Here is a 24,146-nt window from a genome sequence, read left to right as displayed (position 1 = left end):
AATTTAGCATCTTTACCCAAACACATATGAGCGAATCACTTAATTTGTATACTTTACTCACACTAACGGGATGTCTGCTTGCCGGTATTGGGCTTTCCTGGCTATTGTATAGCAGAAGCGAACATCTGGATAAAAAACTGCGTTACGGACTTGCTGTGTGCAGAGCGATAGTGATTACGGCGATCGGTTTTTTATTGTTTTTTCCTTTGGTGCGCAACATCTCCTATACGCTTGAAAAGCCTGTTATCGTCATTGGGCAAGATAATTCCATTTCAGTAGGTAGTATTGTAGCGGCAGGTTTTGATAAACAGCAGTATGAAAAGAATCTTAAGGCTTTGTCAAGCCGCCTTTCTGATAAATATGATGTTAAAATATACAGCTTTAGCGATAGTGTTAAAAGTGGGTTTGATTTCAAGAATGAGGGAAAGTTAAGCAATGGCGCAGGATTTATAAACAAGCTGAATGACGAGTTGGTAAACCGTAATGTTGGTGCGGTGATCATGGCGTCTGATGGGATTTTTAATCGTGGAGGAAGCCCATTATATGATCTGAATAAATTAAAAGCACCTGTTTATACTATAGGACTTGGAGACACTGTGCCTAAGAAAGACCTGATGATCTCCAATGTAAATCATAATAGCCTGGCTTATCTGGATAATGAATTCACAATTGAAGCCCAGGTTCAGGCATTTGAGGCGAAGGGTGCGGAAAGCACAATTTCAGTGGTCGAGAATGGAAAGAGCATATATACTGATAAGTTTCAGATCACATCAAATGCTTTTGCTAAAACCATACCCATAAAACTCAAAGCTTCCAAGCTTGGACTTCAAAAATATACGATCGTTGTAAAGCCGATTGCAAATGAGATTTCAGATCGGAACAATGTACAGCATATTTTTATTGATGTGATAGATGCCAGGCAGAAAGTATTGATTGCGGCTTCTGCTCCACATCCCGACATTGCCGCTTTAAAACAGTCCATCATGATGAATAAACATTATGATTTAAAAGTACTTCTGGGTGATGATCTGAATGCGATTAACCCCAATGACTATGGATTGATCATCATGTATCAACTTCCTTCTTTGCAAAATGACGCATCAGGCTTTATGAACAAAGTCAAGCAAAGTAATGCTCCTTTATGGTACATTTTAGGTGCTCAGAGTAATTTAAATATCTTTAATCAATTACAAAGCTCCGTAAACTATAGCGGGAGCAATCAAACTATGCAGGAAGCTTTTCCGTCATTTAACCCTAATTTTACGGCATTCAACCTTGATCCTGCAAACGTAAAGCTGATAGAAGGATTTGATCCTTTGCAAGCTCCATTTGGGCAATTGAATGCCCGCGGAGATGCTATTGTCGCACTGAAACAGCGTATAGGTAAAATCAAAACCGAATCACCGCAATTGTTTTTTATGAATGATAACGGTAAAAAAATAGGGTATCTGATAGGTGAAGGATTATGGAGGTGGAAACTCTCAGAAGCTCAGGAAGAACAGACTTCGACTGTTTTTAATACGCTGGTGAGCAGTTCGGTTCAATATCTTTCTGTTAAGGATGATAAACGCAAGTTTAAGGTATATACCGCAAAGAGCACATTTGATGAAAACGAAAATATACTGATCAATGCTGTGCTATACAATGATAGCTATGTTTCTGTTAATACATCCGATGTCAGTATACAGCTAAAGAATGGCGAAGGAAAAACGTATAACTTTCTTTTTTCGAGGACCGAGTCTGCCTATCAATTGGATGCAGGAACATTGCCCGCAGGTACTTACACTTATACTGCAAGCACTACCTTAGGTGGAAAAAAATATACAGAGCAAGGTGTTTTTTATGTCAATGCGCTACTGGCAGAATATCAGCAGACTACAGCTAATCATCAGTTGCTAAATACGATGTCGGCGGCGACCAATGGGAAGTTATATATGCCTCAGGACCTGCTTAAAATAGCGAATGCGATAGAAAGTAATGATCAGATCAAAACGTTGAGTTATGAAGATAGAAAGTACGAAGAGCTGATTAACTTTAAATGGCTATTTGCATTCATCATGGCCTTACTGACCTTAGAATGGTTTTTTAGAAAGAGAAATGGCGAAATATAAGAATTTATGCAGATCAGTACATTAGAAGCCATAGAAATCCTGGGAACTATTGCCTTTGCAATATCAGGATCCTTTGCGGCAATGCAGAAGCGACTAGATCCTTTCGGAGTATTGATCATTGCCTTTGTGACTTCTATTGGTGGTGGTACTGTCCGCGATTTGCTGTTGGGGGATACGCCAGTAGCCTGGATGAGGGATGTAAATTATTGCCTGCTGATCCTGCTCACCTCCGTTGCCACCATCTTTTTCAAAACACACATTAAGAAGTTTAAGGTGACATTGTTTTTATTCGACTCTTTAGGGCTGGGCCTGTTTACTATGCTGGGAATTCAGAAAGGGATAGTTTTTGGGCTTAGTCCTGGTATTTGCATTGCATTAGGCACAATTACAGGTTGTTTTGGAGGGATAATCCGTGATACTTTGCTGAATACGATTCCGCTGATTTTTAAAAGGGAAGTTTATGCTACTGCCTGTATCCTCGGCGGGGTACTGTATTATGCTTTATTGTATTTTAACCTCAAAGATGATGTTGCTCAGATCGCTGTTATGGCTTTTATTTTTGCTTTAAGGATAGTTGTCGTAAGGTATAAACTTACACTTCCGAGATTCGGATTCTAGTCCATTGGGGTTTCTTTGATAATTACGAAAACATCTTCATTGTCTTTTTTCATGAAGTACTTTTCGCGGGCAAATTTCTCTGCAGTATTTAGGTTGGTGTTTAGTTCGTTGAGGTCTTTCTTAACAGTCGCGATTTCTTTAGTATAAAAGTCCTTTTCTTCCTGCAGTTTATTGACCTCTGATCTGTACTCATATTGCGCGATTACATCGTTCTTGTCACAGAATAGCATCCATACCACAAAAGCGGCTACAGAAAGGAAGTATTTATTGCGTATAAGTTCGAGTAAACGATTCATGATAACAAATATAGAAATCGTTTCGCCAGTTACAAACAAATTATATTTGGATTATTAAAAATTGAGCAAACTCAAAAAATGTAAAATATTTGTTAGATTCGTTTTTTATAACAATGAGGGAGGATGTAATACTTACTGATAGTGATTTGGTTGCCATGATGAAAAATGGGGATCAGACTGCTTTTAATGAGATATACAACCGATATTGGAAATCACTTTATCACTCTGCTTATAGAATTCTTCAGGATGAAGAAGGAGCTTCAGATGCATTACAGGAGGTATTTACCAGTCTTTGGCAGCGAAGAAATAATGTAGAGATAATATCATTAAAGGCCTACCTGCATCAGGCTGCCCGTTTTACGGTACTGAAGGCGATTCGGGCCCAGAAGACCGATCAGCAATTTTATAAAAGGCTTGCGGAAGTGACTACGGAGATTTTTACTGAAAATCCTCTGCTCTTTAAAGAGCAGCAGCACCTGATTCAGCACCTCCTCGACCGTTTGCCTGAGGATTGCCAGGAAATATTCAAGATGAGCAGGGAAGAAAACCTTACCTACAAACAGATTGCTGAAGTACTTCAAATCTCGGAAAAGACTGTCGAAAAGAAAATGACAAAATCACTTAAACTGATAAGGGAGGGGCTAAGCATTGAGCTTTGTCTTACAGTTATATTTTATTACGGCACCTCTAATTTTTAGGTTTCAGATCCTTTTTAAATCAATTTGTCTGCTTTTTGAAAAAAGTTTAAAAATCCCGTAGGGTATAACCTATATTTTGGTACATATACTTATAACATGGAAAGAGAACAATTTTTATTTCTTATAGATAACTATATAAATGGTACTGCTTCAGAAGCAGATCAGCTTTTGGTAGAGTTGTATTATGAAAAGTTGCAGACTAAAGGAGAAGTATTTGTTGCTCCAGAAAAAGAAGAACTGCTGAAGTTTGCTATCCTGGAAAAGATAAAGGCTGGATTGGATGAAGGGGATATTGAAAAAGTAGATAAGCGTGGTACACGAATTGTCATTTTGTCCAGGTTAAAATGGATATCAGCAGCAGCAATTTTGATTGTTGTTGGAATGACATTGTGGTTTAATCAAATTCAATTAAAGAAAGCAGCTGACAATATAGATTACGCAAGCAAGATATTGCCGGGTACTAATAAAGCTATTTTGATTCTGGATGACGGATCAAGAATTGATTTGGACAAAGCTGGTAACGGAGTTATAGCAAAACAAACGGGATTAAGCATAGAAAAGACAGGGGATGGATCTTTGGTTTATTCCAAATCTAATTTCAAAGGTGATGAGAGCGACAATAGAATTAAATACCTTACCGTATTGACACCTAAAGGTGGAAAGTATGAAATTACTTTATCGGACGGGACTAAGGTCTGGTTGAATTCAGCTTCTTCTATGAGATATCCTTCTTCTTTTAATGGTAAAGAAAGACGGATTGAACTTAAGGGAGAGGGATATTTTGAGGTAAGTCACGACTCGTCAAGGCCTTTTATTGTAAGTTCAGATAATCAGGAAGTAAAAGTGTTGGGAACTCATTTTAACATTTCAGCCTATGACGACGATGGGTATATTAAAACTACTCTGTTACAGGGGAGTGTAAAAGTAAATGCTACTTACCTTAAACCGGGACAGCAGGCTACATTAATAGAGAAAAATATCGTGGTTAAAGAAGTAGATGTTCAGAATGCGATAGACTGGAAAAACGGCAAGTTTATTTTAAAGGACGATGATCTAAAGACCATCATGAGAAAATTGTCACGGTGGTATGATATAGAAGTTGAATATTCTGGCAATGTGGATGGTCTGAGTTTTGGCGGTCGGGTGTCAAGATCCAAAAACCTAAGCGAAGCGTTAGAAGTTTTGCGATTGACTGGAGATGTTAAATTTAAAGTTGTTGGAAGGAGGGTTACAGTTATGCCATAAGTTTTACTCAGAGTCAAACTTAACTAACCGGAAGTGCTGGACACACCTCCGGAGAAATTTAGTTTATCTACTCAAATTATCTTGCAATAATTAACCAAACAAACATGGTGCATCTGGTCTTCAGAGCATCGATAAACCTAAACAAAACAAATGTATGAAATTTTACGATTTTAATTCGTACAGGGATTCCTGTATGAAGTATAAGATTTTATTGACCATGAAACTTACCATCGCTTTAATCTTTTGCCTCGTTACGCAGGTGAGTGCAACAGCATTTTCACAGAATAGCATTACAATCGCAGAGAAAAATGTCTCATTGGAGCGCATCTTAGTAAAAATTAGTGAACAAAGTGGGTTTGATATTATATACAATACCAGCAAAATTCGAAAAGCGAAAAATGTATCTATAAATGTAAAGGACGTTTCGTTGTCGAAAGCACTGGATCTTTGCTTTGCGGGGCAGCCCGTTGATTATGTGATTGAGTCATCAACTGTAGTAGTAAAAGACAAGGGAATTTCTAATCTGAAAATTGTACCTAAGCAATTGATAGTTGAGATTAGAGGAAAAATCTTAGATGAAAAGGGCCTTCCTGTATCCGGTGCTTCAATTACAGAAAAAGGAACCTCAAATGTTGTGAAAAGCAATAATAATGGCGAATTTATCATTAATGTAAAGTCTGATAAAAGTGTCCTTTCAGTTACATATATAGGCTATGTAACCAGAGAAGTTGAGGCTTTAAACAATGTTGAAATCGTGTTGACGGAAACCACATCTGAAATGAATGAAGTGGTAATTGTGGGTTTCGGAAAGCAAAAAAAGGTGAGTGTGGTCGGGGCGATCTCATCAATTTCTCCTAAAGACCTTAAGATACCCACAAGTACGCTCAGTAATGCCTTTGCCGGAAGGATCGCAGGTGTAGTAGCTGTACAGCGTGGTGGAGAGCCCGGTGCAGATGGATCTAATTTTTGGATCAGGGGGATTTCGACTTTCACCGGCAATACTTCACCTTTGATCTTTATCGACGGTGTTGAATCCAGTATTGGTGATATGAATAACCTCGCGCCGGAGGTGATCGATAATTTCTCTGTTTTAAAAGATGCGTCTGCTACGGCACTTTATGGCGCACGCGGAGCGAACGGAGTAATGCTGATTACAACAAAACGGGGCGGAGATATGGATAAAGCTCGAATTAATGTAAGACTGGACAACACCATTTCGACACCCACAAAGCTGGTTAAAATGGCTAATGCGGTAGATTACATGACGGCATATAATTATGCTATTTTGAACCGACTTCCTACTGCAACACCAAGATTCTCAGATGAAAAAATACAGGGGACTATAGATAATCTGGATCCTATTGCGTATCCCAATGTAAACTGGCAGGATTATCTTTTTAAAGATTTTGCGATGAACCAGTACGGAAATATCAATGTTACGGGAGGCGGTAAAAGAGCCGATTATTTTATCAGCGGAACTTTTAATAATGATAATGGGATGTTGAAAAAAGATCCTCTGGGGAGATTCGACAATAACATAGCTCAACAGGAATACAATATCGTGGCAAACGTTGGTGTAAATTTAACCGATAACACTAAAGCGGTCGTTCGTATAAATTCCCAGCTGGCAGATTATTCAGGCTCATCAAGCAGCACGGCGACCATTTACAATTCTATCTTTTTTTCGCCCCCTGCACTGTTTGCACCAGTATTACCATCGCCAGCGCAGGACTATATCCTTTTTGGTAACCTAAATGGCGGGCCGATCCCCGTGGGAAGTGGTGGAAATATTTATCAAAATCCTTATGCTGTAATGGTTAGCGGTTATACCAAAAGGTTTACAGTAACCAATACGGCAAGTTTTGAGCTCAATCAGAATATGAAATTCCTATTACCTGGATTAAATTTAAAGGGCCTTGTCTCTTATAAAAATAACTCGGCAAATGCGATTACGAGATCCTTTGTTCCTTTTTACTCCGAGGTGAAATCGTTTACTGAAGATCAGGGGAAGTACAATTATACCTACAATGCGATAACGCGAGGAACAACTGCACTAAGCACCAGTTCAAGTTCAAGTGGCGAGCGGCTGATGACCATCAATCTGGTCGCAGACTGGGCGAGGTCTTTTGCGGATCACGATGTGTCTGGTATGGTAGCCTTCTTATCCCGAGATAACACAATAAATGCTGCAGGTACAGCTATTTTTCCTTTGTTGCCTTATAGAAACCAGGGGATCGCCGGACGTGTAACTTATGGCTATAAATCACGCTATTTCATAGAAGGTAATTTCGGATATAATGGTTCAGATAACTTTGAAAATGGAATGCGTTTTGGTTTCTTTCCATCGGTTGCTGCCGGTTATTTAATTTCAAATGAAACATTCTGGAAGCCACTTGCCAAGGTAGTCAACAGTCTTAAAATACGCGGATCTTACGGCTTGGTTGGAAACGACCAAATTTCCGGTGCCCGCTTTCCATATTTGGATGATGTCAATTTATCAACAGGGAGCTACGTATTTGGGAGTGATTGGCAAACATCGGGGACGGGGGCAAGCATTACCAGATTTGGGGCAAAGGGTGCTACCTGGGAAGAAGGTGAAAAGTATAACGTCGGTGTAGATTTAGGTTTATTTGAAAAACTTAACCTGACCGTGGATTTTTTCTCCGAAACACGGGATAAAATCTTTATGCAACGTCGCGTAATAGCTGCAGAGACTGGAATTGTAGGTACTAATCCTTTTGCGAATGTTGGGAAAGTGAAAAATAGCGGCTTCGATGGGAATCTGAGTTACCAGCAACAATTTACCCCCGATTTTTATGTAAATCTTAGAGGTACTTTTACGTTTACGAAGAATACTCTGTTGGACAGAGATGAACCGAAACTTCCATATGCTTATCTTTCTGAGCTAGGCAAACCTTTAAACAGACCTTTTGGATTAATAGCGGATGGTTTCTACAAGGATGATGCTGATATAGTGAATAGCCCTGTTTCTACCTATAATAACGATTTAAAACCTGGTGATTTAAAATATAAAGATCTGAATGGCGATAATAAAATTGATGACAACGACAGAATGCAGTTTGGAAATCCAACTGTCCCACAGATCATCTACGGATTTGGTGTGTCGTCACAATACAAGAAGTTTGATTTCTCATTTTTCTTTCAGGGAGCAGCTAAAACAAGTCTGGTTATATCAGGAATCCATCCTTTTAATTCAGATCAATCAGGTCTGCTTGATTTCATTGCCAAAGATTACTGGACTCCGGAAAACCCTAATGCTTCATATCCCCGCTTAATCAGCAGTATAAATAATCATAACAATTTTCAGCCTTCTACCTTTTGGTTAAGAGACGGGGCGTTTATACGTTTAAAAAATGTTGAAATAGGATATACATATAAGTTCGCGAGAATGTACTTATCCGGACAAAATTTACTGACCTTTTCTGATTTTAAATTGTGGGATCCGGAACTGGGCGGGGGAAGAGGACTTTCATATCCGAATCTAAAAATTGGATCAATTGGCGTTCAATTTCAGTTTTAATCATTAATAAATCAAAAAATGTAATGGTCATGGTTTTTCAACACCTTATGCAGCAAAGAGTAAACCAAAATGGCTTATCAATATTGAAACAAAATTTAAAAAGATGAAAAAAATATTATTATTAATCGCAGTCATCTATACCTTTTCGGGTTGTCAAAAATACCTTGATATAGTACCTGGTGACGTACCTAAAATCAGCGATGCGTTTAAGAACGAAAATACCGCTGAAGGATTCTTATTTTCTTGCTATAGTTACTTGCCTATCAGCAATGAAGACAGAACAAATTTCTCCTGGCTAATGTCAAATGAAACCGTCGGGTCATATCATTGGGGTTTACAATATTTTTCATTTTTGAGGGTACAGCAGGGCAATATCAGTGCTTCAGATCCTGTGTTGGATATCTGGCAACAATGTTATAAAGGGATACGCCAATGTTATATCTTTCTTGAAAACTTAGAGTCGGTTAAACCTTTAACGATAAGTGAGTCTGAATTTGCGGCTAAGAAGCAAGCCTGGACTTCTGAAGCAAAGTTTCTGATTGCATATTTTCATTTTGTGCTGCTTCAAAATTATGGACCAATTGTATTGCAGCAGAAAAGTGTACCTGCAAATGCTGTCGGAGATGACATGTTCGCAGCAAGGAGGCCTTACGATGAATGCGTTGCATTTATTGGTGGGTTATTTGATGAAGCCCAAAGCGGTCTGCCGGCCTCGTATCCTGCATCGGAACTCGGGAAACCTACCAAATCTGCAGCACAGGCTTTAAAAGCACGTATGTATCTGTTTGCCGCCAGCCCTTTGTTTAATGGCAATTCTGAATTCTATGCAGACTTTAAAAATGCTGATGGAACCCAGCTTATTTCACAAACCTACAATAAGGAGAAGTGGAAAAAAGCAATGGATGAAACTAAAAAAGCGATTGACCTATTTGAGTCGACAGGTGGAAAATTATACGTGTATAACAAAACCGCCATTTCCGATCCATTTGAACAAGCTGTAATGAACACCAGGTGGCAAATGGTCGATCCCTGGAATTCAGAGCTAATTTGGGGATATTCAGGAAGAAAAGAAGATGCTACCTGGGCAAATTCCTTTCACGCACACGCTATTCCACGCGGATGGAAGACCGGCAGCCCATTCGGAGGAGTTGGTGCTACGCTGTCGACTGTAGAAAGGTTTTACACTAAAAATGGCCTTCCTCCGGAAAAAGATCCTACGTTTGATTGGGCCAATCGTTTTACAATAACCCCGGGCGATGAGACTATTAAGTTGCACCGGAACAGGGAACCTCGTTTTTACGCTTATATAGGATTTGATAGAGGAAATTATGAAATAGGGGGAGTGACCAAAAAATTAATGTTGCGCGCAGGCGAATTAAACGGGATGGCTAATCTCAATAGTGACCATTTATATTCAGGTTATGCTATTAAGAAAGGAATTACCCCCACTTCTAATGTTACCTCGACAGTGTTTTCAGTAGTAGCATATCCTTATCCTATTATACGATTGGGTGAGCTTTACCTAAACTATGCTGAAGCCTGTGCAGAGTACACCGGAAGTCTGGATGGCAACGCAACCAAGTATATGGATGACATAAGAAGTAGAGCAGGTATCCCAAGTCTGGCTCAAGCGAATGGCAGTCTAACAGGAAACGATTTGATAGAAGCTGTACGAAGAGAAAAATTGATAGAAACAATGTTTGAAGGTCATTCCTTATATGACATTAAACGTTGGAAACAGGGTACGAAATATTATGCTGATGATAAAAACGGTATGAGAGGGATGTATTCTCAGGGAACAACAGCAGCAACTTTTTACAAAGATTATGTTTTAGTAGGGAGACCCTTTTTCTTTGAGCGGAAAAGCTATTTATATCCCATTAATCAGACTTACGTAAATGTAAACCACAAGCTGGTGCAAAACCCAGGCTGGTAATCAGTCACTAAATCAGTTGAAATATGTATTAACCTTCAAGGCTGGTACATATTTCAACATGATTTGTATTAATCCCTATCTCTAATTTTAAATTTGTTATGATTAAAACCCTTAAAGACATTAAGGTAGATTAAAATTGTAGTAAATTCAGCATGGAATACCGGTAAAGCAGCCAATATCGGAGCATTTAACAAATAGAACAAACTAATGAAAATTTCTTTTTTAAGGATCGCCCATTGCATATTAATTTGCGCGTCAATGGGGCTCGGGAATCCGGTGATGTCCCAAACTTTCAAAGCAGTTGAAAACATTGCATCAAGACGAGCACCCTGGTTGGTTACAAAACTTGCCTTTTCAACAATTCCCACCGACAAGGGAAGGGATGTGTTTGAATTATCTACCAGGAATAATAAAGTACATATTGCAGCTTCTGACGTCAATGCCGCCGCTGAAGGCCTGAACTGGTATTTGAAATACTATTGCAACCGCAGTATGTCACACATGGGCGATCAACTTTCGCCACTTCCAAAACTCCCGGAGATCAAAAAGATAGAAAGGGTTGTTTCGCCTTATCCTTTTAGGTATGCATTAAATTATTGTACCATTAGTTATTCTATGAGCTTTTACCGATGGGAAGATTGGGAACGTGAGCTGGATTGGATGGCTTTAAACGGTGTAAATCTGATGCTTGCACCTGTTGGAATGGAAGGTGTTTGGCAAAACACTTTAAAGAAGCTGGGTTATACTGATCAGGAAGCGAAGAATTTCATTGCCGGACCTGCATTCGGAGCATGGTGGTTAATGGGCAATTTGGAGAGTTGGGGAGGCCCGGTTAGCCAAGATTTGATTGATCAGCAGGTAATATTGCAGCAAAAGATCATAAAACGAATGCATGAGCTTGGTATTGAGCCTGTGATGCACGGTTTTTATGGGATGATACCTACATCATTAAAAAATAAGATAGACATCAAAGTAATAGACCAGGGGAAATGGGTAGGTGGCTTTACCCGCCCGGATTTTTTAATTCCGACTGATCCTTCATTCGATAAAATAGCAAACATCTATTATGCTGAAATGAAAAAACTGTATGGTAAAAACCTCCGTTATTTTGGTGGTGATCCTTTTCACGAAGGCGGCAGTTCAAAGGGAGTTGATGTGACCTTAGCAGCGAGCAGAATCCAGAAGGTAATGCAACAGAATTACCCATCGAGTACATGGGTATTGCAAGGCTGGCAATCTAATCCGGCTACAAGTCTTTTGAATGGACTTGATAAAAGCAAAACTCTGGTTATCGAGCTTTTTGGTGAAAATACCAATAACTGGGAAAAACGTAAAGGCTACGAAGGGACGCCATTTGTATGGAGCAATGTGAGTAATTTTGGAGAAAAAAACGGAATCTATGGCAAGCTTCAGCGCTTTGCAGATGAAGTATATCGAGCTAAAAATAGTGAATATGGTCAGTTCCTAAAAGGGATTGGAATAATTCCAGAAGGTATAAACAATAATCCGGTAACATTTGACCTGATGATGGAATTGGGTTGGCACAATGAACATGTTGATGTTAAGCAATGGATAAAACGTTATGTGGCTTACCGTTATGGGAAGAGTAGTCCAACGCTGGAAGTCGCCTGGCAGCTATTATTAGAAACCGCTTATAGCAGTCCTAAAGTTCAGCAGGAAGGGCCATCTGAATCTATTTTCTGTGCAAGACCAGCTATAGGAATTAAAACTGTGTCTTCCTGGGGAACCAGAAAAAGAAACTATGATACATCACGCTTCGCTGAGGCGGTCAGACTTTTTGTTTCTGCATCCGATGATTTTAAACATGTTGAGACTTACAATACCGACAAAATAGATTTTGTAAGGCAGGTACAGGCAAATAAAGGAGATGTCGTTTACCAGGCTATGATGAATGCTATTGAAGCTAGAGATTCAGATGCATTTAAAGTAATAAGTTCGAAATTTCAAACCATGATTTTGCAACAGGACTCTATATTGTGCAGTACTAAGTACTTTTCATTGAACAGGTGGTTGGAGCAGGCTCGTGCATTTGGTAAAACTTCTGCTGATAAGGTTAATGCTTTAAAGAATGCAAAGGCTCAAATTACATATTGGGGACCTGATACTAATCCCCGCACTGATTTACACGATTATGCTCACAAGGAGTGGGGAGGCTTAATGAGCACTCTATATTTATCGCGTTGGAAAACATTTACAAATGATCAGTTGGCTAGAATGACTGGTGGATCAGTTGCTCCTGTAAACTATTTTGAAATGGAAACTGATTGGGTAAATGACGGCAATATGCATTTACCGAAGGTAATATCAGATCAGCAAGTGAATAAACTAATTGCCGAGATATTAAAATAAACCAGCGTTGATTTGAAAACGTACACAGATGAGGTCTGTCGTATTTTGAGTTAGGTTACGGGTGTGCTGGGGAGTACACCCGCCTTTTTTTGAGTATTTGTAATACTTGTTTCCGTCAAAGAAATCAATATTTTCTGAGGTAAATAAAAAGTGATGAATAAAATAGATATTTAGGGATGAAAAAAACAATTGCCATTTTATTTCTTATAATTTTGAGCAGTCAAACATTCGGTCAATCACAAGCCCATTCTTTATCTAATTATGCAATTATTGACCCAGCTTACCGGAGTAATATACAGTTTCCGCAATCAGAAGTAATAAATGGTACGCCATGGATATATGGTTACGCTGAACTGGAAAGCTGGAGGTTAAGTGTATTACGCGCAGCGGTTAAGGAGGCGGAGCTGAAAGTTGGATATCCGGGAGTTTATCATTCCCCATTTAGGGCGTCATCTTTTCAAATGGTAACTGACAAAGGTGGATTGGTCAAAAATCTCCAGTTTTATGCAGTTGGTAAAGTAAGTGTTTTTGCAGAAGGTAAATTGATTTACAAGGCTGATGCTAAATCAGAAACTCACAGTATTATTCTACCCAATAAAATGCTGATTAAGGAGCTCCGGTTTGACCTGTTAACTAATGGAGAACCTGCTTGCCTGCTAATAAAGGATGGGCCTTTTTCTACAACAAACAGAGAATGGTATTGGAAAGCTGATAAAGCTTTATGGGAACCTGCATATGCTTATTCGCAAAACTTAGACGGAATACCTCCTCACAATAGCAATGGTTTAGGTGAAGTCAAACTAACTCCTGTATTGCTAAAAAAAGATCTTTATGATTTTAAAAGAGAATTGCTTGGTTATATTTATATAAAAGCAGCAGTTAAGCCGGGGATTTATGTGGGCGAGTCTGTTGCAGAAGCCACGGATACTGCAAACAAAGTGCTGGAGCAAACATTGGCGTTGGTGCCTGCAGGTAAAGATCAATGGCGCTCCCAGGTTCCACTTGCCTTTCGTTATGTAAAAGTTTCTTCAGAAAGTCCGTTTAAGATTACATGTAATGCATTGTTCCATCCAGCAACTTATAAAGGAGCATTTGCAAGTTCAGACTCATTGCTGACAAAAATCTGGATGAATAGCGCGTATACGCTGAGACTTTGTATGCATGATTTTTTAATTGATGGTGTAAAACGGGACCGCCTTCCCTGGGCAGGTGATCTTGCCATGAGCATGCAGGCAAATGCTTATTCTTTTGCAGATAAAGAATTGGTAAGAAAAAGTTTACTCGTACTTGGAAGAGCAGGGATCAAACAGCAAAATATTAATGGGATCATCGATTATTCTTTGTGGTGGATTATTTCCCAAAACTTATATCAGTTGTATTTTGCAGATTCCGAGCATTTGAAGCGGGAATGGCCAAGGATAAAAGAAGCCTTAACCGTGTTGAATGAAAAATGTGATGCTTTGGGCTTTATTGATCCAAAAGATACCTGGTTATTTATTGACTGGGTGGAAGTCAACAAAAAGACAACATTACAAATGCTTTGGTGGTGGGCACAAAAAAGTGCAGCAGAACTTGCTGCCAGGATGGGTGATCAGCAAATGGCTAATATCTGGCTGGAAAAATCCCGAGTATTAAAATCTCAGCTAACAAAAAATGCCTGGAACAGTGCTAAAGGCGCCTGGATGGACGATCCTTATCAACCGAAAGTAATATCGAGACATGCCAATATTATGGCAGTTGTTTCAGGACTGGCAGACACAACATCCCATCTTCAGATAGCCAATGTATTGCAGGATAATTCGATCGCTAAAGTGGGTACACCTTATATGGCGGGATTTGAATACATGGCATTAAGCCGGTTGGGTGCTTCAGAACCGTTCATTAATGGAGTAAAAGACTATTGGGGTACTATGATCAGATATGGAGCAACTACATTTTGGGAAGCTTATGATCCCGCCCAGACAGGCGATGAAATGTATTCATTTTACGGCAGACCCTACGCAAAAAGTTTATGCCATGCCTGGAGCGCGGGTCCTGCAGCTTTTTTACCCTCAGAGATTCTTGGTGTAAGGCCACTTGAAGATGGCTGGAAGCGATTTTCAGTTGATCCCAAGCCCGGTTATCTTCAATGGATAACATCTACAGTGCCAACTCCTCAGGGCGATATTTTGATTTCCATAAAAGATCAGGTAATGACATTGCAAGTGCCGGGAGGAACTGTAGCTGACTGGAAAGGAAAGTTGATTTACGGGCCAAAGAAGATCGTTGCCAACATCAATTAAAAATAAACCCCGATGCTCTTAGAACACCGGGGTTTATTATAAATGCTGACCAACATATAGATCAGTCAGTTTTTATTTTCTTGCGTATTTGAAATCTTTACCGATGAAACGCGCGGCAGCACCTAGTTCTTCCTCAATACGTAACAACTGGTTGTATTTTGCAATCCTGTCTGAACGTGAAGCTGAACCGGTTTTGATCTGTCCGCAGTTTAGCGCTACAGCCAAATCAGCAATAGTAACATCTTCAGTTTCACCAGAACGGTGAGACATTACAGAAGTATAGCCATTTGTTTGAGCTAAAGTAACCGCATTGATGGTTTCAGTTAATGAACCGATCTGGTTTACTTTTACAAGGATTGAATTTGCTGTATCTGTATTGATTCCTGTTTGTAGTCTTTTAACGTTAGTAACGAATAAATCATCACCAACCAATTGAACGCGGTCTCCGATTTTTTCAGTTAATAATTTCCAGCCATCCCAGTCATCCTCGCCCATTCCATCTTCGATCGAGATGATCGGATATTTTTCAGTTAATGAAGCCAGGTAGTCAGCTTGCTCTGCACTTGTGCGGATAGCGCCTTTCTCACCTTCAAATTTAGTATAGTCGTATTTTCCGTCTTTATAGAACTCCGAAGCTGCACAGTCAAATGCCAGAGCGATTTGCTCACCTGGTTTATAACCAGCTTTTTCAATAGCCTGCAAGATAGTCTCAACAGCGTCTTCAGTACCACCGAAAGTAGGGGCAAAACCACCTTCATCACCTACAGCTGTAGAAAGACCCCTGTCGTGAAGAATTGCTTTCAGGTTATGGAATACTTCTGTTCCCCATCTCAATGCTTCAGAGAAAGAAGAAGCACCAACCGGCATGATCATAAATTCCTGGAATGCAATAGGGGCATCAGAGTGAGAACCACCATTTACAATGTTCATCATAGGAATAGGAAGAGTGTTTGCATTTACACCACCGATGTAGCGGTACAATGGCTGACGACTTTCCTGTGCAGCAGCTTTAGCAACAGCTAAAGAAACACCAAGGATTGCGTTAGCACCCAAATTGCCTTTATTTTCCGTTCCGTCAAGTTGGATCATTAAGTTATCAATTGCATTTTGTTCGAATACATCAATACCTTTTAATTCATCAGCGATTTTGTCATTTACATTGGCTATAGCTTTTAAAACGCCTTTACCCATATAAACTTTTTTATCACCATCTCTTAGCTCCACGGCCTCATGCATACCGGTCGAAGCACCTGAAGGTACAGCAGCACGGCCAAGAATTCCATTTTCAGTAATTACATCTACCTCAATAGTAGGATTGCCGCGGGAGTCAAGGATTTGCCTTGCACGAACATCAATTATTAAACTCATTTTTATTGGTTTTTATTAGTAAATAAGCCTTAGTGTACAAATTACAATTACTAAGGCAATATCCAAAGTTATAATAAATTTTAAAAAAACCACTATTCCCATTTAAAGACTTTAACCGCAACGGCATAGATGCCTATTCCCCAAATCACCATGATGAAGATTTGCTGCTTTACATCCCATAATCCTGCACCTTCGAATGCTACTTTTCTCATGGCATCATTTAAATAGGTTAGGGGTAGCGCCCTGCTGATTGGTTGTAGCCATGATGGAAAAGCATCAATGGAGAAAAACGTACCTGAAAGCAGAAATTGCGGTAGCGTAATGATATTTGAAATAGGGGGTATGGTACTTTCACTTTTGGCAATGCCAGATACCACGAATCCAAAACCCATAAAAACGATCAGACCTATGACTGAAAGTAATAGCATATTTAATATTGTAGTTATGCCGTGTATGAGCGTAAAATGAAAGAAAAAGTGGCCAATGAGTATAATGAACACGGCGCCCAACAAAGCAAAGCCTATTCTTGCCAATCCCTCACCAAATACGATACTGGATCTCCGGACAGGTGTCGCAAAAAAGCGTTTGATCACCAGGTTCTGACGAAGACCAAAGAATACAAAGGCAGTTCCGAATACTCCTGTGCTCAAAAGAGAAAAGCCCAGTTGCCCCGGCAGTATAAAATCAATCGTCCGGTATACCCGGCCTTGAATCGTGCTTTCTTGTAGTTTAGCAATAGCTGGTTCTGTGTTTTGGGTATTTAGCGTATAGAGTAAACTACTCATGACAGATTTAAAAATGCTTCCTTTATCGATAGAAGCAGAAGTATACTGGACGTTTGCCAGATAAGCCGGAGTACCTGCTTTGTTTTTTTGCACCGTGATAACGGCATCAATGGTTCCCTTTTCCAGGCCTCTCCTGATTTCCTGAGCATCTTTATCAGTAAGCAGGTGAACCACATTATTATGTCCCAGCGCATTGATCACAGGGTTTTTTAGATCAGATCCCGGACTTACTGCAACATCTACTTTTATGCCACCGCCACCTAAAAATCCAAAAACAAGAATAAATATTAAGGGAAATGCAAGTGTGAAAACAACGGCTGAAGGGCTGCGCATAATGGAACGAAAACTTGCTTTTGCAAGGGCCAGCGTAGCTTTAGTATGGTTATATGGTTTACTCATGTTTGTCTTGTTAATTATCCTTCACGCCATTCTTTGCCTGTAAGGTTGATGAAAACATCTTCCAGATTGGCCTTTTTAACTTCTTTTTTACGCTCAAAACCGGTGCTTACCAGTTTATCGATAAGGTTATCCGGTGTGTCAAGTGCAATGATTTCACCCCGTTCTACGAAAGCTACGCGATCGCACAGTTGCTCAGCTTCGTCCATATAATGAGTAGTAATCACCACCGTGGTACCGTTGTTTCTGATGTCGATAATCAAATCCCAGAGGTTACGGCGGGCCTGAGGGTCAAGACCCGTAGTAGGTTCATCCAAAAAGATGATCTTCGGAGAATTAATTAACGTGGTTGCTATCGAAAAGCGTTGTTTTTGTCCTCCGGATAGCGCTTTGTACTTTGCCTTTGCCTTGTCCTGAAGATTTACCTTCTCCAGCATTTCCATTGGTTTGATGTCTACCCCATACAAACCCGAGAACAGTTCCATGAGTTCAACAAGATTTAGGTTTGGATAATAGCCCGCGGCCTGCAGCTGTACGCCGATGATCCTTTTGATTTTATTGGAATCTTTATCTACCGAAAACCCGTCGACCGTAATTTCTCCGGAAGTTTTTTCGCGAAGTGTTTCTATGATTTCAAGGGTAGTCGTTTTTCCTGCACCATTTGGGCCTAGAAGGCCAAATATTTCATTTTCATAAACATCAAAGCTGATGCCTTGAACTGCAGTGAAATCGTCATATTTTTTTACCAGGTTTTTTACACTGATAATGGCATTTGTTTTATCCATGTTATAAATGTAAGAAGGTTTAGCCGAACAGAAAATGCTATTAGACTAAACCTTCTAAAATGTCGGTAAGATGATAGTTTTGAGCTATAAAGCCGGATTACCAGGCCAGCTCGCCTTTGATCATATTGATGAAGTCATCAAACAGGTAGCGCGAATCATGCGGGCCAGGTGAAGATTCCGGGTGATATTGTACCGAGAATGCTTTTTTGCCTTTTACGCGGACACCTTCAATTGACTGGTCATTTAAATTGATGTGTGTGATCTCTACTTTGTCAGAATTTCTCACTTCTTCAGGAATTACACCAAAACCGTGATTTTGGGAAGTTACTTCGCAGTGATTTTTGATGATGTTCTTTACAGGATGGTTTAGACCCCTGTGGCCGTTGAACATTTTCATTGTTCCGATACCATTTGCTTCTGCCAGTAACTGATGTCCTAAACAGATACCAAATAGTGGTTTGTCAGCAGCCAGTACATTTTTAACGGTTTCAATCGCATAAGGCATTGCCGAAGGGTCACCAGGGCCATTTGAAATAAAATAACCATCAGCACCCCATTTGTCCATTTCTTCGAAAGAAGTTTTGGCAGGGAAAACCTGTACATATATATCCCTGTCTGCAAAGTTGCGCAGGATGTTTTTCTTGATTCCTAAGTCAAGCGCTGCAATTTTATAGGTTGCATCAGGAGAACCATAGAAATATGGAGTTTTAGTAGAAACCTGTGAAGACAGCTCCAGTCCATCCATTGAAGGAACTTCGGCCAATTTCTTTTTCAATTCATCCAGATCAGTGATTTCTGAAGAAATGATGGCATTCATTGCACCTTTATGTCTGATGTGACGTACCAGTGCACGTGTATCAATATCAGAGATACCTACAATGTTCTCATTCTGGAAATAATCCTGGATAGATTCAGACGCCTCTTTACGGCTAAAGCCGATATTGTAATTTTTACAAACCAAACCTGCGATTTTAATGCTGTCAGATTCGATCTCCTCCCTGTGGATACCATAATTTCCAATGTGCGCATTGGTAGTTACCATGATCTGTCCGAAATAAGACGGATCAGTAAAGATCTCCTGATATCCCGTCATTCCTGTATTGAAACAGATCTCGCCGGTTGTAGTGCCAATTTTTCCAGCTGCTTTACCATAATAAACGGTACCATCAGCCAGTAACAAGATTGCAGGTAACTTGATGTAATTAGTCATGTAAGTGATTATGAGAAATTATTGTTGTAAAAAAAGGAAAAAATGAGGATTTTGTTACAGCTTTAACGCTGTTTTTGCAATTAACAAATGTGCTGTTAAGTAACTCCTTCATTTCGGAGTACAAAGGTACGTTTTTGATGCTTTTATATCAAGAGGTTTTTTCATTTGCTTTTCTTTTATGAGGAAGCCCTCCTGATGAAAATTCCATTAATGTCACAAAAACAATAAAACTCATCAAGTTTCAGATGTAAAAACTAATTTTGCCATACAAAACTAGAAACCATGTCTGTAAACAAAGAAGTCAAAAGGATCACTACACACATACTTCAGGAAATGAAACACCGCGGAGAAAAAATCGCAATGCTAACTGCGTACGATTATTCCATGGCAACCATTCTTGATGATGCAGGTCTTGACGTATTATTGGTTGGCGATTCAGCTTCAAATGTAATGGCGGGACACGAAACTACACTTCCGATCACCCTGGATCAGATGATTTACCATGCCCAAAGCGTGGTAAGGGGTGCTAAACGCGCATTTGTAGTAGTAGATCTTCCTTTTGGAAGTTATCAGGGCAACTCTAAAGAAGCACTAAACTCAGCCATTCGCATCATGAAAGAGTCAGGTGCCCATGGTGTAAAACTTGAAGGGGGTACTGAAGTTGTAGAGTCAGTGTCACGTATCATAACAGCAGGAATACCAGTGATGGGACATTTAGGACTTACGCCTCAATCCATTTATAAGTTTGGTACTTATACCGTAAGGGCCAAAGACGAGGTGGAGGCCGAAAAACTAAAAATAGATGCACTTGCGCTACAGGAAGCGGGCTGCTTTGCGATTGTGCTTGAAAAGATACCTGCAAAACTGGCCAAAGAAGTTTCTGAAAGCCTGCATATCCCTGTAATAGGTATAGGCGCCGGACAGGACTGTGATGGACAAGTACTTGTCGTAAATGACATGATTGGTTTAACCAAAGGGTTTAAACCACGTTTCCTTCGTCAGTATGTAAATCTATATGATGGTATATTAGATGCTGCTCAATCCTATATTAAAGACGTCAAAGCAAAGGATTTCCCTAACGAAAAGGAACAGTATTAATGCCGGTAACTGATAAAGACGTATTGTATGAAGACAATCACCTCATTGCGGTAAAAAAACGTGCGGGTGATATTGTACAGATTGATGAAACAGGAGACGAACCTCTCGATGAGCAGGTAAAAAAATACCTTGCGATTAAATATAATAAACCAAACAGTGCATTCCTGGGCGTTGTTCACCGTCTCGACCGGCCGGTAAGCGGGGTCATTCTCTTCGCTAAAACCAGTAAGGCACTGGAACGTATGAATGCAGTATTTAAAAACAGAGAGGTAAAAAAAACGTATTGGGCGGTTGTTCGAAACAAGCCGGCTAAACCATCAGGGACACTCATACACTGGCTGATAAAAAATCCGCAGAAAAATGTAGTTACGCCTTACAATACGGAAGTGCCGGGTAGTCAGCGGTGTGAATTGAGCTACAAATTAATCGGCGAACTCAATGGCTATTACCTCATTGAAGTTGACCCCCTGACAGGCCGATCACATCAGATCAGGGTACAATTATCAACCATGGGATGTCCTATTGTAGGGGACAACAAATATGGTTATCCAAGAGGAAGTCGAAAAGGCAGTATTTGTCTGCATGCGCGCAGGCTGCAATTCATTCATCCTGTAAAGAAAGAACCGGTAAATATTTTTGCGACATTACCGGTTGATGGCTTCTGGGAGAAGTTCGAAAATTTCTAGTTACAAGGTACCTTAGATAATACAACAGCATCGCCAAATTTAAGTTGCGACCTGTCTGTAAATACCATTTTGCCGCCTTTCTCGCTAGTATGACCAAAGCCTTCATAGAGCTTTCCGTCTTTTCTGATAAAAACAATGTCTCTTACCGACCTTATACCCTCTGAGTCAAAGAGATATTCCGCGATGATGGTATCACCTTTCATCTCCCCCGCAAATGTGCCGGAGTTCCTGTCCTTTTCAAACCATTTGTAATTGAGGTCTCCCGTGAGTTCTTCTCCTTCAATGTTTAGTTTCATTGACACAGTATCTTTGTTCTGAACAAACTGGTAGCACTCAGTTGTTTTTTTGATTACGGGATTTGTAGCGGTGAAAGTGGTGTCTTCAGCTATCATTTCCGTAGTGTCACTTACCGCCGGACTCTTGTTCTCATTATTACAGGATGTGATGAAGAAAGCAATAAATGCGATTAATAAGGTTGATGGCTTCATAGTATTTCCATTTTAATTAAAAGTAACAAATTGAAGAACTTATTGTTTTGGTTTTCATCCTATGGTCAAAAAAGCAGTCCAAATGCTATCGCTTTACTCAATTATTCTGCTTAATTCACAAATTATGTATAATATTGAATGGGCGATTTTTTAAATTAGGGGATAATTGTCGAAATAACGGAGCATTAAATGCAAATACAACAATCTGAAAGCTGGAATGAACAAGATATTCTCGTTAAACTAAAAGAGGGAGACGAGTCAGCATTTGGAAAATTTTATGCGCATTATAGTGAGATGATCTACGGCAGGTTACTCAGGCTACTGAAGGATCAGGATATGGCAGATGAAATTATTCAGGATCTTTTTCTCAAAATCTGGGAAAAACGTCAGCAAATCAATCCCTCGCAATCTCTCAAATCTTACCTATATACAATCGCCGAAAACCTGGTCTATGACCATTTCAGAAAAGTTGCCAGGGACAGAAAATTACAGGAAAGATTCAGACAGGTAACAACTGAACTTTACAGTCATACAGAGGAGGACTTACTGAACAAGGAAAATAAGGAAATTATAGATCAGGCCATTGCATCACTGCCACCTCAGCGAAGAAAAGCTTTTGTGCTCTGCAAAGTAGAAGGCAAAAGCTATGAAGAAGCGGCCAGATTAATGGGGGTGTCATCATCCACCGTCAGTAATCACCTTGTCAAGGCTACCAGTGCCATAAGAGATTATATCCGTAAGTCAGGAAACCTGGCTCCGGCTTTATTTTTGGCCTTTTTATTCAAAGGTTTATAAAAGCTAAACTTTTTTTATTTTTTTTTAAAACTGAGTAGTGTGTTTTTAGCTGATAAACGTATTAGGCTGAAAAAGAAAATATCTTGGGAAAAAATATAAAATACGATGAACTGTTTAAGCGGTATCTGGATAACACCTGTACCGTCGAGGAAATAGAGCTTTTATTGGGCTATTTTGATACCACAGATGAACAAAATCTGCGGAGGCTAATTCGCAAAGCTTTGTCAGAAAGCAATGAGCTAAGTTTGCCTGATGAGTCTCTAAAACAGCACATATCAGAGTTGTACACTAATATATCGGCCCAATTAAATAAAGAGTCTGGCAACAGAGGTCGTGTAATTCCTTTCTATAAGACAAAGGCATTTATTTACCTGACAGCAGCATGCATTGCTTTAATGGTTGGTGGTCTGACTACACTCTTCTATAATTATCCGGGAGTAAAGTTTAAGAATTTTACTGTGGAACTGCCGGAAGAAGACATCGCACCGGGAGGAAACAAGGCAACATTAACATTAGCCGACGGAAAAGTAATCACCTTGAATGAAGCTGCCGATGGCGAGTTGGTCAACGATGCAGGAATTATCATACGTAAAACAGGACATGGGCAGTTGGTTTACGAGGTGACCGGTAAAAACGTATCTCAAAACGGCCCCGTTTATAACACCGTTTCTACTCCAAAGGGAGGGACTTATAAGATCATATTGCCGGATGGCAGCAGGGTATGGCTAAACGCCGCTTCAATGTTAAAATTCCCCTCTACTTTTTCTAATTTAATCAATAGAAATGTAGAATTGAGCGGCGAAGCCTACTTTGAAGTTGCCAAGGATAAGAATCATCCTTTTGTGGTTAAAAGCCATCAGCAGGAAGTGAAAGTTCTTGGAACGCACTTCAATATCAGCAGTTATATTGACGAAGATCAAACTAGTACAACATTGCTGGAAGGGCAGGTACAGGTGACCTCAGATGGTAAAAACAGGATACTCAAGCCTGGTCAGCAGTCTGTAATTGACGCAAATGGAAAAATTGCTGTACAGGAAGCCGATGTCGATGGCGTGATGTCATGGAAGAATGGGCTGTTCGTATTTGACGATGAGCCCTTAGAAAGTATTATGAAAAAAGTTTCCAGGTGGTATGATGTAGAGGTCGTTTACCAGGGCATAGATAAAAACAAACGTTTTGGAGGAAGTGTCTCGCGCTTCGATCATGTATCCAAAGTATTGAGGCAACTGGAACTGACCGGAAGTGTACATTTTAAAATTGAAGGGGGGAGGATCATTGCTATGAAATAACTTTACTTCCTTATTTCAGCAAAGCAAAAAAACCGGAGATGTTGGAACCACCCCCGGCTAAATGTTTTGATTTTGCTGATTCATCATAATAATAAACCAATGTTTTACGATACGAGTGCCTGCAAATTTTCGAGGTTTCAAGGCAATCG

18 protein-coding genes are annotated in these 24,146 nt (G+C 39.8%); 12 read left to right on the top strand and 6 right to left on the bottom strand.

Annotation, left to right across the window (positions count from 1 at the left end):
- Positions 1-26 precede the first annotated feature (26 nt).
- Both R2Q78_RS21615 and R2Q78_RS21610 read left to right on the top strand, forming a co-directional pair.
- A complete protein-coding gene (locus tag R2Q78_RS21615) occupies positions 27-2,111 on the top strand; it encodes a hypothetical protein (protein WP_316794701.1) in 2,085 nt (694 codons plus the stop codon).
- A 6-nt stretch (positions 2,112-2,117) separates the two neighbouring features.
- Positions 2,118-2,729: a trimeric intracellular cation channel family protein gene (locus R2Q78_RS21610; protein WP_316794700.1), complete on the top strand. Its 612-nt coding sequence runs from the start codon at positions 2,118-2,120 to the stop codon at positions 2,727-2,729.
- On the opposite strand, the gene R2Q78_RS21605 is transcribed toward R2Q78_RS21610, so the two are convergent.
- Entirely contained in the window at positions 2,726-3,025 is a 300-nt protein-coding gene (locus tag R2Q78_RS21605) for an FtsB family cell division protein (RefSeq protein ID WP_316794698.1), read from the bottom strand. The two genes, R2Q78_RS21610 and R2Q78_RS21605, sit on opposite strands and share 4 nt — an antisense overlap.
- A 113-nt stretch (positions 3,026-3,138) precedes the next feature.
- Here R2Q78_RS21605 and R2Q78_RS21600 point away from each other — a divergent pair, with 113 nt between their 5' ends.
- The 6 genes from R2Q78_RS21600 to R2Q78_RS21575 all read left to right on the top strand — a co-directional run bounded on the left by R2Q78_RS21600 (position 3,139) and on the right by R2Q78_RS21575 (position 15,097).
- Entirely contained in the window at positions 3,139-3,723 is a 585-nt protein-coding gene (locus R2Q78_RS21600) for an RNA polymerase sigma-70 factor (RefSeq protein ID WP_316794697.1), read from the top strand.
- Positions 3,724-3,819: 96 nt separating this feature from the next.
- Positions 3,820-4,968 carry a FecR family protein gene (locus R2Q78_RS21595; protein WP_316794695.1) on the top strand — a complete coding sequence of 383 codons (1,149 nt, stop codon included), beginning with the start codon at positions 3,820-3,822 and terminating at the stop codon, positions 4,966-4,968.
- A gap of 154 nt (positions 4,969-5,122) precedes the next feature.
- Complete coding sequence (locus R2Q78_RS21590) at positions 5,123-8,509, top strand: TonB-dependent receptor (protein ID WP_316794693.1); 3,387 nt, start codon at positions 5,123-5,125, stop codon at positions 8,507-8,509.
- A gap of 103 nt (positions 8,510-8,612) precedes the next feature.
- Positions 8,613-10,445, top strand: a complete 1,833-nt coding sequence (locus R2Q78_RS21585) for a RagB/SusD family nutrient uptake outer membrane protein (protein ID WP_316794691.1) — start codon at positions 8,613-8,615, stop codon at positions 10,443-10,445.
- A 207-nt stretch (positions 10,446-10,652) separates the two neighbouring features.
- Positions 10,653-12,815 (top strand): alpha-N-acetylglucosaminidase, encoded by a 2,163-nt coding sequence (locus R2Q78_RS21580; protein WP_316794689.1) that lies wholly within the window; start codon positions 10,653-10,655, stop codon positions 12,813-12,815.
- 176 nt (positions 12,816-12,991) lie between these two features.
- On the top strand, positions 12,992-15,097 hold the full coding sequence (locus tag R2Q78_RS21575) for an alpha-L-rhamnosidase C-terminal domain-containing protein (protein WP_316794688.1): 2,106 nt from the start codon (positions 12,992-12,994) through the stop codon (positions 15,095-15,097).
- A 72-nt stretch (positions 15,098-15,169) separates the two neighbouring features.
- Here the strand turns inward: R2Q78_RS21575 and eno are convergent, their stop codons facing one another.
- From eno to carA, 4 genes are all read right to left on the bottom strand, one after another.
- Entirely contained in the window at positions 15,170-16,465 is a 1,296-nt protein-coding gene (eno, locus tag R2Q78_RS21570; protein WP_316794686.1) for a phosphopyruvate hydratase, read from the bottom strand.
- A 92-nt stretch (positions 16,466-16,557) separates the two neighbouring features.
- Positions 16,558-17,649, bottom strand: a complete 1,092-nt coding sequence (locus tag R2Q78_RS21565) for an ABC transporter permease (RefSeq protein WP_316794685.1) — start codon at positions 17,647-17,649, stop codon at positions 16,558-16,560.
- Positions 17,650-17,663: 14 nt separating this feature from the next.
- Positions 17,664-18,431 (bottom strand): ABC transporter ATP-binding protein, encoded by a 768-nt coding sequence (locus R2Q78_RS21560; RefSeq protein ID WP_316794684.1) that lies wholly within the window; start codon positions 18,429-18,431, stop codon positions 17,664-17,666.
- 97 nt (positions 18,432-18,528) lie between these two features.
- Complete coding sequence (gene carA, locus R2Q78_RS21555) at positions 18,529-19,641, bottom strand: glutamine-hydrolyzing carbamoyl-phosphate synthase small subunit (RefSeq protein ID WP_316794683.1); 1,113 nt, start codon at positions 19,639-19,641, stop codon at positions 18,529-18,531.
- Between the two features lie 282 nt (positions 19,642-19,923).
- Between carA and panB the strand changes: the two genes are divergently transcribed.
- Together panB and R2Q78_RS21545 are read left to right on the top strand one after the other, a co-directional pair.
- The gene (gene panB, locus R2Q78_RS21550; RefSeq protein ID WP_316794682.1) at positions 19,924-20,739 is read left to right on the top strand and encodes a 3-methyl-2-oxobutanoate hydroxymethyltransferase; all 816 of its coding nucleotides are present in this window, start codon (positions 19,924-19,926) and stop codon (positions 20,737-20,739) included.
- Entirely contained in the window at positions 20,739-21,425 is a 687-nt protein-coding gene (locus R2Q78_RS21545) for an RluA family pseudouridine synthase (protein WP_316794680.1), read from the top strand. The genes panB and R2Q78_RS21545 overlap by 1 nt, the downstream gene beginning before the upstream one ends.
- On the opposite strand, the gene R2Q78_RS21540 is transcribed toward R2Q78_RS21545, so the two are convergent.
- Positions 21,422-21,913, bottom strand: coding sequence for a hypothetical protein (locus R2Q78_RS21540; RefSeq protein WP_316794679.1), 492 nt, complete (start codon positions 21,911-21,913; stop codon positions 21,422-21,424). The genes R2Q78_RS21545 and R2Q78_RS21540 overlap by 4 nt on opposite strands.
- Positions 21,914-22,102: 189 nt before the next feature.
- Here R2Q78_RS21540 and R2Q78_RS21535 point away from each other — a divergent pair, with 189 nt between their 5' ends.
- Entirely contained in the window at positions 22,103-22,708 is a 606-nt protein-coding gene (locus R2Q78_RS21535; RefSeq protein ID WP_316794678.1) for an RNA polymerase sigma-70 factor, read from the top strand.
- Positions 22,709-22,791: 83 nt separating this feature from the next.
- Positions 22,792-23,997 (top strand): FecR family protein, encoded by a 1,206-nt coding sequence (locus tag R2Q78_RS21530; protein ID WP_316794676.1) that lies wholly within the window; start codon positions 22,792-22,794, stop codon positions 23,995-23,997.
- The last annotated feature ends 149 nt before the right edge of the window (positions 23,998-24,146 follow it).

This window comes from Pedobacter frigoris, assembly GCF_032678645.1.
Taxonomy (GTDB): domain Bacteria; phylum Bacteroidota; class Bacteroidia; order Sphingobacteriales; family Sphingobacteriaceae; genus Pedobacter; species Pedobacter frigoris_A.
Note: the sequence above shows the minus strand (reverse complement) of the source record. Positions and strands in the feature narration are given on the sequence as shown.

Excerpts from the sequence above, each read along its gene's own strand:
- R2Q78_RS21615 (WP_316794701.1), top strand. The coding sequence starts at position 27 with ATGAGCGAATCACTTAATTTGTATACTTTACTCACACTAACGGGATGT.
- R2Q78_RS21610 (WP_316794700.1), top strand. The coding sequence starts at position 2,118 with ATGCAGATCAGTACATTAGAAGCCATAGAAATCCTGGGAACTATTGCC.
- R2Q78_RS21605 (WP_316794698.1), bottom strand. The coding sequence starts at position 3,025 with ATGAATCGTTTACTCGAACTTATACGCAATAAATACTTCCTTTCTGTA.
- R2Q78_RS21600 (WP_316794697.1), top strand. The coding sequence starts at position 3,139 with ATGAGGGAGGATGTAATACTTACTGATAGTGATTTGGTTGCCATGATG.
- R2Q78_RS21595 (WP_316794695.1), top strand. The coding sequence starts at position 3,820 with ATGGAAAGAGAACAATTTTTATTTCTTATAGATAACTATATAAATGGT.
- R2Q78_RS21590 (WP_316794693.1), top strand. The coding sequence starts at position 5,123 with ATGAAATTTTACGATTTTAATTCGTACAGGGATTCCTGTATGAAGTAT.
- R2Q78_RS21585 (WP_316794691.1), top strand. The coding sequence starts at position 8,613 with ATGAAAAAAATATTATTATTAATCGCAGTCATCTATACCTTTTCGGGT.
- R2Q78_RS21580 (WP_316794689.1), top strand. The coding sequence starts at position 10,653 with ATGAAAATTTCTTTTTTAAGGATCGCCCATTGCATATTAATTTGCGCG.
- R2Q78_RS21575 (WP_316794688.1), top strand. The coding sequence starts at position 12,992 with ATGAAAAAAACAATTGCCATTTTATTTCTTATAATTTTGAGCAGTCAA.
- eno (WP_316794686.1), bottom strand. The coding sequence starts at position 16,465 with ATGAGTTTAATAATTGATGTTCGTGCAAGGCAAATCCTTGACTCCCGC.
- R2Q78_RS21565 (WP_316794685.1), bottom strand. The coding sequence starts at position 17,649 with ATGAGTAAACCATATAACCATACTAAAGCTACGCTGGCCCTTGCAAAA.
- R2Q78_RS21560 (WP_316794684.1), bottom strand. The coding sequence starts at position 18,431 with ATGGATAAAACAAATGCCATTATCAGTGTAAAAAACCTGGTAAAAAAA.
- carA (WP_316794683.1), bottom strand. The coding sequence starts at position 19,641 with ATGACTAATTACATCAAGTTACCTGCAATCTTGTTACTGGCTGATGGT.
- panB (WP_316794682.1), top strand. The coding sequence starts at position 19,924 with ATGTCTGTAAACAAAGAAGTCAAAAGGATCACTACACACATACTTCAG.
- R2Q78_RS21545 (WP_316794680.1), top strand. The coding sequence starts at position 20,739 with ATGCCGGTAACTGATAAAGACGTATTGTATGAAGACAATCACCTCATT.
- R2Q78_RS21540 (WP_316794679.1), bottom strand. The coding sequence starts at position 21,913 with ATGAAGCCATCAACCTTATTAATCGCATTTATTGCTTTCTTCATCACA.
- R2Q78_RS21535 (WP_316794678.1), top strand. The coding sequence starts at position 22,103 with ATGCAAATACAACAATCTGAAAGCTGGAATGAACAAGATATTCTCGTT.